Raw genomic sequence first — 13,753 nt, forward strand, 5'->3', positions numbered from 1 at the left:
GCAGGATTTACCTCCTGCTTCCCTTAGATTTTGGATATATCCTCATTAATTGGACAATCTGCGAATTGCTTGGGATCCGAGGCATGGTGCCTATAACCATGGTGATCAACATGAGCGACATCATGCTCTACTTTTTTAATAAAGAAGTAAAAATAATCTTACCTCAGTAAAAATTGTCTGCTTTGAATGGATTTTAATCATGTTACGATTATACCATCATTAAAGAAGTTTACTTGCGTCATCATAATTTGAGGAGGGTCTACATGAAAAAGATAATTCAAACTGTATTAGCAGTATCACTAGCTTTATCGCTAACTGCTTGCGGCAGCAATAATTCCTCTGATTCTTCATCAACTCCGGCGAAAGATGGCACTTCTACGGGGCAAGTAACATTGAAGCTGAGCACTTGGCAAACAGATGCGAAGGCGCAATGGAGCAAAATCATACCAGAATTTGAGAAGGCGAATCCAGACATCAAAGTAGAGCTTGATCTCCTAAACGAAAAAGGCGATTCGGTTGCATCTATGCAAAAGCTTGATTTGATGGCTGCATCAGATGATCAGTTGGATATTATCGAAATGCCGTATACAAACTACTCGCAGCGTGCTTCTATTGGTCTGTTGGAACCACTTGATAGCTACATTGAAAAGGAAGGCTATAAGTACGATGACGAATACCTTGTAGATACTCAAGTGGATGGGAAAATTTTCGCGCTTCCTTCCTCCCTGCAGCGTTGGTTCATTCTATTAAACAAAGACTTGCTGGACGCAGCACAATTGCCGGTCCCACAAGATTGGACTTGGGCTGATTTTGAAGCATATGCTAAAAAGCTCACTAAAGGTGAAGGCGCTTCCAAAGTGTATGGTGCATACCTCCATAACTGGCCAGACCTTTACAACTTGCAGCTAAAGAGTAAAGAAATCGATAACAGTTTTTTGAAAGCAGACGGAACCTCCAATGCGAAGGAGCCACTTTTTGCATCCAACTTGAAAATGATGAAAACGATGATGTACACAGATAAAACCGCAAATCCATACGAAGACATTATTTCTCAAAAGCTGCATTATCGTACACAGTTCTTTAACGGTGCAGCAGCGATGGTGCCAATCGGCGACTGGATGGTTGCTGAATCGGGCGGTACGGATGCAATCCCTGCAACGTTCCATGCAGCGTTTGCTCCAATTCCTAAGCTGGAAGGTACAGCGGAGCATTATTCCCCAATGCAACCTACTTACATGGGGGTTGCTGCGAAGTCCAAAAACAAAGAAGCAGCATACAAATTCATTAGATGGTATACAACTGAGGGCTTGGAGATCGGCGGTCGCGTATTCTCCGGTTGGGCTAAATCAGATTCCGACAAGTTGACAGAAAAAATCGTCAGCACTTCGAAGGATCCTTCCAAAGTGGATATGGAATCCTTGAAATATACATTGAAAAACACGAAGCCTGGTCAAGCGCCAGTTCCGGTTCCTTACGTTGGTGAGGTCGAGAAAGCTGCCATTGCTGAGGTTGAATTGTACTTGTTAGATAAACAAGATATCGATAAGACAATTGAAAATATGGACAAGAAAATCACCGATGTAATCAATAGTAACAAAAAATAGCAAATGTGATGTTGGTGCTTGACCGAAATTAGCTCGAATCATTATAAATAGGTAACAGGGGAAATGAGATCAATCGTTTCCCTATTCCTATTCTAAAAGTGATGGACGTTTGAGGGCCCCTTTTTATGAAAATAGATCGATATTCACTTCGTACAAAACTAGTGATTGCGGCTTTGATGTGTTTTATGATTCCACTTATTGTGAATTACTTCTTAACTACGTATGTAACCAAAGATATTGTGCTGCAAAAAGCGGTTTCTAGTACGCGGGATACGTTAATATTAGTTGATTCCAATGTATCCGGTATTGTTGAACAGATGCTATCTTTGTCGAATATCATTTTAATGAATAATGAAATCAATAAACATGTAAAAATGAGCAAAGAGCAGTTTGCAAGAGGAAATAACTCAGATCAGCAGTTAGACTACATGCGTTTGATTTCTAATCTGGATGATCTGTTTGCCCAAAATTCAGATATGTATATCACTGTGTTGGGTATAAATGGGTTTGCGTATACGAATTATTCTTTTAGTGATTTTAACCCAAATTTCTTTCATGGAAAAATTGAATTCAAGGAACTGGATAAGCTTGCTGCTTTTTCAACGGCATGGATTGGTTTACAAGATAATTACTACGGCAATTTCGAAGCGAAGCAGAAGTCACCGAAGGTGCTTACCATCGCTCGTACCATGAAAAACTCAAGTGGTCATTCGCTTGGCTATGTGATTGTCAGCGTGAACGAAAGTAAGATTCAACGTCAGCTAAACAGCTATTCGGAACAGAAAATTATGCTGATGGATGAATCAGGAACGATCTTATCTCAGTCTCAGTCGGAATCCATAAACATCGGACAACAATTTCGATACAATGATTATGCGATTAACGAGAATACGCTCGTCTACAACAATGAAAAGTATATCTATGTGTCAGAGCCTGTAGCTGGAACCAAATGGTCCTTGCTCAGTCTAGTTCCCTATTCTTCGGCAGTGGGTCCTAACAATCAGATATTAGTAACCAGTTTCATTATGCAGTTTCTTTTCTTTACAGGGTTTTGCATTCTGCTGATGATTCTGATCTCGGCGATCACCAATCCGATCACGCAGTTAGGTAAATTTGTTGCCAAGGTCAATATGGGGCAGCTAAATATTCGTTCGGGGATTAGAGGACAGCATGAGGTTGGCCAACTTGGCAAATCGATTGACCAAATGCTGGATCGAATCGAGATGATGATCGAACAGATTACGCTTGAGCAGACTCAGAAGCGCAAAGCAGAGCTTGAGATGCTTCAAGCACAAATTAATCCGCATTTCATGTTCAATCTGTTAAATTCGATTCGCTTAAGCATTCTCATTCGCGGCGATGAAGAGAATGCGAAGTTAATCGGCTCGTTATCATCATTGCTTCGGATGACCATTAATCGAGATAATGAATGGATTTCGCTTCGCGACGAAATCGAAACCATTCAGCATTATATACGTTTGATGAACTTCAGACATGCAAATCAGGTTCAGTTGATCGAGAAAATTGTCGTGGGTAGTGACCACGTCTTAGTTCCTCGATTTATGCTCCAACCGATAATCGAAAACGCTATCATTCATGGATTTCATCAGTATGGCGGCCAAATTGAAATCGAATCGTATACGGTTAAGGTGGAGGAAGAAAGCCGCCTCTTGATTAAGATTCATGATAATGGCGTCGGAATGACACCAGAACGATTACAAGAATTGATAACCAAACTTGAGAATGAGAAGGGAGATGCTGCGCCTAACAAATCAGGCTTCTCTGGCATTGGCGTGACGAATGTTTATCAGCGATTGAAATTAATATATGGCGAAAAGTTTCTGATGCGGATTAACAGTGAAGTTGATGTAGGAACTACAATTACGCTTCAATTACCCCAAGTAAACCGTGATGTGGAGTGAAGCTACATGTTTACAGCGATTGTAGTAGATGATGATTACCCTGTTCTTCAATATTTGTCTCAAGCCGTCAAATGGAACCAGCTTCACATCGAATTGCTCGGTACGTATTCCAATGGGTTAGAAGCGTTGGAAGCGATTCGGATGTGCGAGCGATTGCCAGATATCGTGATTACGGATATTGGCATGCCGAAAATGAATGGACTTGAACTGATTGCGGAGTATAGCTCAATTAACCCTGACTTTGCGGCGATTATTATATCCTGCCATGATGAATTTCATTACGCTCAACAAGCACTTAAGCTGAATGTTCAGGACTATATTTTGAAGGAAAGCTTGGAAGTGGAGCAATTAGAGCAGATATTAAAGAAGATAACCCATCGATTATGCTCCAAACAGGATCAATTGGCTGAATTTCAACATTACAAGCAACTTGGCAAAATGAATCAGACTGCTGTCAGAAACAAGTTTTTGAAGGATACCCTGGATCAAAATTCCTGGTCGAAGCATGCTTGGATTGAAAAGGCAGGAATAAACGGTATTAATCTTCAATCAAAACAGTACGTCACCATGATCCTCTCTGTAGATCGGTTGAATGAGATGAGTCGTGTGCACAGATTGAATGATCATACGATTATTTTTGCAGTGGAGAATGTGCTTCAGGAGATTTTGAGCGATAAAGGGAATTTCGTTATTTTTAACTACAATAGTCGCGACTTGGTTGTTCTCTATTTAACGGATGATCCGAGTGTTGAGCAGTCATATGTTTATCACATGATGCAGACCTGCATTACAAACATCAAACAGTACTTAAAAATCCATGTATCCGGCTTCATTGGTCGAACGGTAAGCAAACCCAAAGAAATTCAAGATGCTCTGCTTCCTATGCTGCAGGAGTTGGAGCATCGATTTTACAGTGCAGAATCCAGCGTGAGTACATGGGCCAAGCAGGAATTCAGCAAAATTGATATGTATCAAGAGTATGCAAAGTATTATTCCATGATTAGTGAGCATATAGCAGCTAAGAATCAGTCTGGACTCGTGGTGACGATACAAGATTGGTCAAATTGGGTGAAAGCCTCTCATTTTCATCCTGATTATGTAAAAGAATGGGTGCTGCAATTACTTTTGGATTTACATATGAAAATAAAAGTTACGCTACATTTTCAAAGCGAGTTTTCCGATGAGAAGCTCTATTTAACGATAAGCCAAATCGTAACCTTGTCGCATTTATCGGAGTGGTTCCTAGACTACTTGTCACGTATGGCTGCTAAGTTAAGCGAGATTACGATATCCTCGCGTCCGGAAGTGATTAAGGCGCAGCAATATGTCATTCAGCATGTGTCGGAGCGGATAACGCTGGAGGAAATGGCCAGCTATTTGAATCTCAATTCGAGTTATTTCAGTCGGCTGTTTAAGCGAGAGTTGAATATCAATTTTATTGAGTATGTGAATCGAGTTAAACTTCAGAAGGCCAAGGAGCTTCTGCTGCAATCGAACAAAACGGTGGAGGAAATCTCAGATTTGCTCGGTTATTCGAACAAAAGCTATTTTATTAAACTATTTAAGCGTGATGTAGGAACAACACCAAGAGAGTTTGTCTCCTGGGACAGATCACAAAGGATGATGGAAACAGTTTAGAACCAAACAGCACCTCATTTAGTCGATTGAGCATACAATTGAGTAGCATACCTACAAAGTTTTTTCTGATAGGAGAGTAGAGTTCATGTGGCGTAAAGCAATTGAAGATGCACAGGCTAAAATAGCAAATAATTTGCGCAATCATCCAGGATTGCTTCCTCATATAACGGGAGACAAGTGCTATGAATGGGGGGAGAACAACGATTGGATCGAGGGTTTCTATATCGGTATGATATGGCTGGCTTATGAAAATACTCAAGATTCTTTTTATAAAGAAGCCGCAGAAAAGTTCTTGGAGAACTTTACGTATCGTTTAGATCATCATGTGGATTTGGATCATCATGACATCGGCTTTCTCTATTCTCTGTCCGCCGTTGCCCAATATCGCATAACAAGGAGTGAAGAAGCAAGGCAGGTAGCCTTGCAGGCAGCACGAGTGCTTGCTAATCGCTGGCGTCCGAAGATGGGTATTATTCAAGCATGGGGCACAGAAGGAGATCCTGAGAACGGCGGCAGAATCATCATCGATTGCATGCTGAATCTTCCGTTATTGTTCTTTGCATATGAGCAGACAGGTGAACAGGATTACTATGATATTGCGTATAAACATGCACGCAAGAGCTTGCGTTTCCTAGTTAGAGGTGATTCCTCTTCCTACCACACCTTCTATTTCGATCAGGAGAATGGCAATGCTCTGCGTGGAGGCACGCATCAGGGCTATCAGGATGGCTCAACCTGGACACGAGGCCAAGCTTGGGGTGTCTATGGCTTTGCGCTTGCTTATCGATATACGCAAGATCCTGACTTCCTTGCTACTTCTAAAAGTATGGCAAAATATTTTATCGAACATCTGCCAAAGGATCATGTTGCTTATTGGGACTTTGACGTTCCTGTTGAAGCGTCAACGCCTCGTGACAGTTCTGCTTCTGCAATCGTTGCCTGCGGCTTGATTGAGCTAATCGGCATGCTTGATGTGGAAGATCCTGATCATGAGTATTTTACCAATTCGCTGCATGAACAGATGAAGTCACTTGTTGCGAACTATTCAACCATGAATATGCCAGATGCAGAAGGTTTACTGCAGCATGGCTCTTACCACGTAAGAGGAGATCGTGGACCGGATGATTACATGATCTGGGGAGATTATTATTATCTTGAGGCTTTGGTTCGCCTGCAACGCGGAATTAGAGGCTACTGGTGATGCAAATGAGCCCAGAAGGATTAATTCTTGAATTCCTCCAAAAGTCATGGTATTATTGTTAATATATTGAAATTGAAGGAGGATTATTAACAATGTTTTTTATCAGACTACGTTCCCTTACTTTGAACCAGTAATTAAATACTGTTCAAAGGCTCTGTTTGTCATAACAGAGTAAACGGGATCAGTCTGCCCATTTTTAATAATCTTCATTTGCTTGAATATCGTGAAGAAAGGCGGATTCTCTATGCCTTTCTTTTTTATGTTGATGATGAATTTTTCCTTGGATAAGGAGAGATTTATTTGCATACGACATTCCGAGCATTCCTGATCCATAATAGGTCACTACCCGTTTACTCTGATCACAGGCAAATTGCCTGTGATTTTTTTTGTTTTGAAAGGGGTGAAAGAGGTGTCAGCCATGACGAAAAGCCAAAAAATCAAAAGCGCTGGAATGTTCAGCGAATACGCCGTGGCTTTTAGGTGCCCGTATTGTGAAGGTTCGTTGAAGGTCGTTGATCTAAAAAGCCTGGAATGTCCCAAAAACCATACGTTTGATATAGCAAAACAAGGTTATGTAAATTTGATGACTCGATCTTTAAATAGCAATTACGCTAAGGAGCTGTTTGAAGCAAGGCAGGAAATCATTAGGGGGAGCTGCTTATATGCGCCTCTGCATGACAGTATCAGTAAAGTAATTGAGAGTCACAGGGAGATTTCCGGTAATCCGCTTCTGATTCTAGATGCAGGTTGCGGAGAAGGCTCGCATTTGCAAAGCATTCTGGATATGAACGGAGATGCGGCGGGGATCGGTTTGGATATTTCAAAAGAAGGCATTGTCATGGCCGCCAAGAATTACAAGGATCCGATTTGGCTTGTAGGCGATTTGGCTAAATCACCGCTGGGGGGCCAATCTGTTCACGTTATTCTTAATCTGTTCTCGCCATCTAATTACAAGGAGTTTAGGAGAACCTTGAAGCCAAACGGCCTCGTCATCAAAGTTGTTCCTCGCTCCAATTATTTGATAGAGCTGCGGGAAGCGTTCTTCGATGACGCTCACAAGAAAAGCTTTAACAACGAGGATACCGTATCGCTTTTTAAAAACCACTTCCATCACTCGGATGTGATCAGCTTTTGTTATACCAAAAGCTTGACCAAAGATGAGCTCGGATATTTGGTTCAAATGTCTCCCTTGGCATGGACATCAGATCAAGTGCGTAGGGAAGCGTTAGTTGGTCGGGGAAGTGCTGATATTACGATCGATATCGATATTTTAATCGGATTGAATAAATAAAAAGTGAGGTTATATCATGGAAAAAGTATGTCTAGAGCTTGAAAATGTTGATTTATCCTATTTGGATAAAACCGTGTTAAATATTCCGCGGCTTGCGGTATATCAGTTCGATCGTATTGGGATTGTCGGAAAGAACGGGGCGGGCAAAAGTACGTTGTTGAAGCTTATGCACGGTCAAATCAAGCCGGATCAAGGTCACATAAAGTCCTTTGTAGACTTTGCCTATTTTGACCAGTTGCTCAAGCCGGACGATCGGGAAGTCAAATATGAGTTGGTGGGGAAGCTGTCGATTCCGCAAACCGAAATTGAAAATTTCAGCGGTGGAGAACAAACAAGATTGAAGTTGGCCAAAATGTTGTCCGATTACCATGAAGGGTTGCTGATCGACGAGCCGACAACTCACCTTGATGAAGCAGGTACTCAATTTTTTATCGATGAATTGACTTACTATTATGGGGCACTTGTACTTGTCAGCCATGATCGGTATGTTCTTGACAAGCTTGTTACGAAAATATGGGAAATCGAGAATGGTTCCGTCACCGAATATACCGGAAACTATTCAGAATACGTCGCGCAAAAAACGCTTCAGCGAAAGCAGCAGCAAGAACAGCATGACAAATATATTAAAGAAAAGTCCCGTCTTGCAAAAGCCGCGGAAGAAAAAATGAAAAAGGCGGATAAAATCACTCAAGCGAATGGACACATTTCAAAAAAGGAATCGAAGTCAAAAGCCAATAAAATGTTTATGACAAAGTCCAAAGACACAAGCCAAAAGGGAGTTCAGCGCGCTGCCAAGGCCATGGAGCAAAGAATGAATCAGCTTGAAGCAACCGAAGCGCCAAAAGATGAACAGAAACCAAGCTTCAGTCAATCGACGGCACTTCAATTGCACAACAAGTTTCCCATCATGGCCGAGCAACTGACCCTGAAAGCAAGAGATAAAATCCTGTTCGAAGAGGTATATTTCCAGTTCCCATTAGGCGCTACCATTGCGATCAAAGGGAATAACGGAGCAGGGAAATCCACTTTGCTTCGTCATATTGTTAACAAGGGAGAGGGGACTGTCATTTCTCCAAAAGCGGTCATCGGGTATTATAACCAAATGGATTATCGATTTGATAAAGATCAAAACGTTTTGGATTATATGAAGGAAAGAAGCGAGTATGACGAGAGCAAAATTCGTGCAATCCTTCATTCCATGAATTTTACGGGGAATGACATTAAAAAAAATGTTCTCGATTTAAGCGGTGGTGAGGCGATTCGGCTGGTCTTGTGCGATCTTTTCGCTGGACGCTACAACATACTGATTTTAGACGAACCCACCATTTTTCTGGATGTGTTCTGCATTGAAGCATTGGAAGAGTTCATTAAAGCTTACGAAGGGACTATCCTGCTCGTCTCCCATGATCGAGAGTTTGTTGAAGCTGTCGCGGATTGCCAATATGCGATTGAAAATCAAAAACTGAAATTGATTTCTTCCAAGGAATAGGTAAGTCAACTATAGCGAATCCACGTTGAAAGCAGTCACGAGGAATGTAAGACCACTTCGCTAACGGGAAATGATAGTTCAATAACCAGCGGTAGTTTACGATTTTATCCGTCTAACATTATGGGGTCACATCAGACTACCGCTGCTACCGCTGGTTTTCTATTGGAGTGAGTAAGTCCTAACTGAAATTTGTGTTATATAGAAAATCCCCTAGATTTTGATTGGAATATGTAGACACAATTTGAAGGTTAATCTTCCATCAAATTACCATAATATTTCCGGAATAAAGGTTCGACGTCCGAAAATCGGATATATTCTCCGTCAGGTAAATCTGATTTGTCGATATCCTGCGACCAAAGTGCAGAGCAGGATTCCACCAGCTCGATCGTGTCTCTACACCAGCGGATATATTGACTTTCTTGCTCCAATCCTCTTCTTACAACGGCTGAGCTCATTAAAATCCGTGATTTCATGACATTGCGCTCCCGAATGCTCTCCCATCGCTCTTGAAAAATTTGTTTCATCTTGGCTAACCGTTGTTCCCGTTCCTTTTGATAGGCCTTTAGCTGGAAAATGACCTCTGAGGCGGGAATATTGTCCATAAAGGAGACTTGCATCAGAAAGGAGTCCTTTAGCTTAGGCGTTTCTGGAGGCAAAAGCAGCCAGGTGATCAGCTCCTGCTTACCTTTGTCTGTGATGGCATAGATCTTTTTGTCAGGTTTGCCCGTTTGCGGTAGTAAGCGGCTTGTAATGTATTCCTCTTCCTCCAAACGCCCAAGTTCCGGATAGATTTGCGATAAATGAGAATGCCAGAAGATGCTCATAAAATCATCAAATTCCTTTTTGAGATCATAACCTGTCGCTTCCCATTTACTAAGGAAACCTAAAATACCATATTTTAACGACATCTCTTATACTTCCTTTCTGATATTTCCATAAATTAAACCGCCACTGTTTCAATGTTCGTTTGCTCTGCGGAGTTTCCTTTACCAAGGGATGGAATAGCCAAAATTCCGGCAATCCCGAGTGCAAGCAAAATGCCGCTAATCACGAGAATCGTTGTTGGAACTCCACATATCGAAAGCAACACTCCGGTCATCGATATTCCCGGCAGAGCCGCACTGCTTGAAATCATATGATACATACTGAAAACGCGGGTGTAGTTTTCCTTCTCAACGATATCCTGCACGTAGGTCACAAATGTAATATTAAAGCATCCCAAAGCAATTCCTTGCACGAAAAAGAGAGGCAAAATTACCAGCCAACTTTGTATCACATATAAGCAGACGATGCTGATGCAGAGGGTGAAAAGTGGAGGCACGATCAACCATTTTCTCTCTATCTTTTTATACCATTTTGGAACGAGAGCCGCACCCACAATCATACCGGAAAGGGAAGCTGTCCCGATAAAACTCAGATTTTCAACGCCTGAACCAAGCACATCTCTTAAAAAGGAAAGCAAAATCAGATCTACTGAGGAAGCAACGAACATGGCAAGCGTCAAAAAAACAAACAACGTGCCGAGCTGCCGGTGGCGAGCAATATAAAGGACACCTTCTTTCATCAAAGTCCAATGTCCTTGCCGTTCAGGCATTTCTTGTTTCACTTTGGGCTTCATAAGCATAATGCACATCAGCGAGCAGAGAAGAAGAAAGGCTGAGAACAGCAGCAGTGAGGCAGGCGGGAACCCGTTTTTGAGCATAAAGGCCGTAAAAGTTTGACCTGATATTTTGACGACTGTATAGCCCATTTGCAGCCAGCTGTTCGCCGATGGACGTTCTCTTTCGCTTACGATTTGCGGGAGAAGAGACTGATTGGCAGGCATGAAAAATAAACCGACAATGCTTTCGGTTATCAGGAGTACATATACCCAAGGCATTGGGATCAAGTCTGAGAAGAAAAAGAACAGGATCATACCGATCATGCGAACGACATTTGACCATGCCATCACATGCTGAAGCGTCTTTCCGGATATCCAGGCTCCGGCAGGCAGGGCTAGCAGAACGATAGGGAGATAATATGCGACATAGAAAAACGTAAAGGATTCTGTTCCGCCCGATTTGATTTCAATCCATTTGAGCAACGAAAAAAAGAGTATGGAATCCGCAAACACGCTCAGGATTCTTCCGGCGAATAATTGTCTGAAGGCTTTGTGACGCAGCAGCATGGAAAGACCACCTTTTGGTTAATGTTGTTATATTTATTGTAAACGGGGATAAACAATAGATCAAGTATTATATATAAATATTTATCTATATAGTTTGAAAACACTCTTTGGTTCTGAAAGCGACAGCCACGGACATACAAGCCCTTATTTGGTCCTAAAGCAATGAAAAAGTGGTTTTTACAAAATACAGGTATAGAAAATCCCATAGACTTGATTGGGATATTTAGGTACAATATGAGGTAGAAAATACTGGAAGTAGTGATGTGTCAATGTTAATCAAGGTGGTTATCGATTAGGTCCAGTTGTAAATTAATGATTTTTTGAAGGATGGTGCACTAAAAGATTGCAAACTAAAGAAAATATGATGACTCATAACGATGTTGTTTCAATTGGCAATACCCATCTAATCCCAGTAGTAACGGAGTTGTTCGGTTTAGAAGGCTTTCAAATCCATCCTATTCCGGCACATGACGGAGGGCGGAATGTCGTATATACCTGTGAGAAAGAGGGTACCGACGCAAAAATTCTCAGAATTGCTTTCTTACCTGACAGGAACCGGGAAGATTTTCTGGCCGAAGTTGAGTATATCCGATATTTATTTGAGCATGGTGGAAGTGTCTCGGATGTAGTCTGCTCCCGAAAGGGGAATCTGCTGGAAGAGATCACTTATCAAAATCATACCTTTTATATCTGCCTGTTTAAGAAGGCCAAGGGTAAATTGCTTGTGGAAAACAATTATCGGTACCGGGAAGGGGTTCCTCTTTCCGAATATTTTTATAACTGCGGTAAAACCCTGGGGAAACTGCACCATATATCGAAAGAGTATACTCCTGTCCATCGTCGGTATAGTTTTTTTGACAAATACAATGCCGAATATATTAATAAACTGATACCCGACTCCTTCTCTCTGGTTAAGAAGAAGCTGGTTGAGCTGCTTAATACCCTAGAAGGATTGGATACGAACCGTGAGTCTTTCGGTATGAATCATTTTGATTATAACGATGGGAATTATTCGATAGATTTTGATACCGGGCAAATAACCGTATATGATTTCGATAATTCATGTTTCGCTTGGTATATGTTTGATCTGGCAGGTCTCTGGATAAGCGGAGTGGGATGGGTACAATTTGAACCAGATGCCGCTAAACGTAAAACGTTTATGGATGATTATTTTGAAATAGTCCTCGAGGGATACAGATCCGAGACCCAGATCGAAGATTCGATGTTGGATCAGTTACTTTTATTTATTCAGGTGTGTGACATGGAAAATATCGTCGACTACTTCGAGGTGATGCAGAACAGCGGTGAGGAGCCAAGGAGTGACGAGGTAATGTCGTATATCATAAAATGTTTGGAAGACGATATCCCATATAAGGGCTTTTTCCATGACATTTACTTATGTGAAGAACCCTTTGAGTATGAGGAACGAAATATTTAAGCTTGTGTGTGGATTGCAAATGGCGAACAGCCGGCTCTTTGGGGCCGGCTGTGTTTTTATCTTCATTGGATACACAAACTATTCCGCACGATTGAATCCTTTCATGATCAGCCATATAGCCAATACCAATTGTTGAACAGCGATCGGCACGTTCAATAACATGTAAGTTGTGTCCAGACCGATGAAGCGAATCATAAATAACAGGCTTGCCAATATAGATAGTGTTGAGCCAATCAGACCCGAAACTGACAACCAACGGGGAACGATTTTGGTTTGGACAAATATGCAGGTAAACAAGAACATAGCTAAAACAAATGCCAGTGTTGTTGCTACATGGTTCACCAAATCCCGACCATCCCGCAGCAATTCACCCAGAGTGTGAAAATAGGATACATTCAGAGCATCAACTTTTGCAAATTCTTGACTTACTGTCAATAACAGCAGAAGAATGATAACACCGATCAGAATGAACACACCTGAAATGATGCCAAAGGCCACAGAGCCTAGAGCAAGACCTTTATTATGCTTGCTTAACATCGGATACAGCAAAATCGGAATCCCAACATAGGCAGCAACCATTAACAACTGAGAAAACGCTCCTATTAGCACCTGGTTTTCATTTGTGGATGCGTTGACCAGGTAGTCTGCTTCATCAATAACAGGCACAACACTACATATACCCGAAATCAACCCAGCTATGTATAACAAACCAACAATTACAGCAGACCTTCTACTTGAATGTATACTCTTCCTCTGCATAATGAACCTCCTTATCATATCTATCGTGGGAGCTACTACCAAAATACTCCGAATCGCTTTCTGACATGACAGGGCTCGGGAAGAATTGCTGGAGCAAAGTTGAATCAATCAAGTTGGAGTGTAAAAGCAATGAAGGGAAGGCGTCACCAGCGTTATTCCAGTAAAGGAACTCACATCGCAGCAGGTCAGCAAGGTGCTGTTTGCCATCGAAGGTGGCGAACGCGTAGAGGCCGTAAGACTTTCC

Annotated in this window: 11 protein-coding genes; 7 read left to right on the forward strand and 4 right to left on the reverse strand. The window is 41.7% G+C overall.

The genetic code is table 11. The features are described from left to right. The first annotated feature begins 263 nt into the window (after positions 1 to 263). The 6 genes from BBG47_RS25230 (at position 264) to BBG47_RS25260 (ending at position 9,145) form a co-directional block, all read left to right on the forward strand. Positions 264 to 1,604, forward strand: coding sequence for an ABC transporter substrate-binding protein (locus tag BBG47_RS25230; protein WP_065294037.1), 1,341 nt, complete (start codon positions 264 to 266; stop codon positions 1,602 to 1,604). 125 nt (positions 1,605 to 1,729) lie between these two features. Next, the gene (locus BBG47_RS25235) at positions 1,730 to 3,526 is read left to right on the forward strand and encodes a cache domain-containing sensor histidine kinase (protein WP_065294038.1); all 1,797 of its coding nucleotides are present in this window, start codon (positions 1,730 to 1,732) and stop codon (positions 3,524 to 3,526) included. Between the two features lie 6 nt (positions 3,527 to 3,532). After that, complete coding sequence (locus BBG47_RS25240; RefSeq protein WP_065294039.1) at positions 3,533 to 5,164, forward strand: response regulator transcription factor; 1,632 nt, start codon at positions 3,533 to 3,535, stop codon at positions 5,162 to 5,164. A gap of 85 nt (positions 5,165 to 5,249) precedes the next feature. Continuing rightward, a complete protein-coding gene (locus BBG47_RS25245; RefSeq protein ID WP_065294040.1) occupies positions 5,250 to 6,365 on the forward strand; it encodes a glycoside hydrolase family 88 protein in 1,116 nt (371 codons plus the stop codon). A 418-nt stretch (positions 6,366 to 6,783) separates the two neighbouring features. Further along, entirely contained in the window at positions 6,784 to 7,656 is an 873-nt protein-coding gene (locus BBG47_RS25255; RefSeq protein ID WP_065294042.1) for a putative RNA methyltransferase, read from the forward strand. A gap of 16 nt (positions 7,657 to 7,672) precedes the next feature. Next, positions 7,673 to 9,145, forward strand: coding sequence for an Msr family ABC-F type ribosomal protection protein (locus BBG47_RS25260; protein WP_065294043.1), 1,473 nt, complete (start codon positions 7,673 to 7,675; stop codon positions 9,143 to 9,145). A gap of 248 nt (positions 9,146 to 9,393) precedes the next feature. Here BBG47_RS25260 and BBG47_RS25265 read toward each other — a convergent pair whose 3' ends face one another. Continuing rightward, on the reverse strand, positions 9,394 to 10,053 hold the full coding sequence (locus BBG47_RS25265) for a PadR family transcriptional regulator (protein WP_065294044.1): 660 nt from the start codon (positions 10,051 to 10,053) through the stop codon (positions 9,394 to 9,396). 32 nt (positions 10,054 to 10,085) lie between these two features. Next, entirely contained in the window at positions 10,086 to 11,312 is a 1,227-nt protein-coding gene (locus BBG47_RS25270) for an MFS transporter (RefSeq protein ID WP_065294045.1), read from the reverse strand. 361 nt (positions 11,313 to 11,673) lie between these two features. Here BBG47_RS25270 and BBG47_RS25275 point away from each other — a divergent pair, with 361 nt between their 5' ends. Then, a complete protein-coding gene (locus BBG47_RS25275) occupies positions 11,674 to 12,750 on the forward strand; it encodes a phosphotransferase enzyme family protein (RefSeq protein ID WP_483310758.1) in 1,077 nt (358 codons plus the stop codon). Positions 12,751 to 12,828: 78 nt separating this feature from the next. Here the strand turns inward: BBG47_RS25275 and BBG47_RS25280 are convergent, their stop codons facing one another. Together BBG47_RS25280 and BBG47_RS30425 are read right to left on the reverse strand one after the other, a co-directional pair. After that, a complete protein-coding gene (locus BBG47_RS25280) occupies positions 12,829 to 13,509 on the reverse strand; it encodes a DUF4386 domain-containing protein (protein ID WP_065294046.1) in 681 nt (226 codons plus the stop codon). Next, positions 13,481 to 13,753 (reverse strand): hypothetical protein (locus BBG47_RS30425; RefSeq protein ID WP_217492525.1); only part of this gene is annotated, 273 nt, incomplete at its 5' end. The genes BBG47_RS25280 and BBG47_RS30425, both read right to left, overlap by 29 nt.

Origin of the sequence: Paenibacillus sp. KS1, from assembly GCF_001680695.1 — a bacterium.
Lineage (GTDB): Bacteria > Bacillota > Bacilli > Paenibacillales > Paenibacillaceae > Paenibacillus_B > Paenibacillus_B suaedae.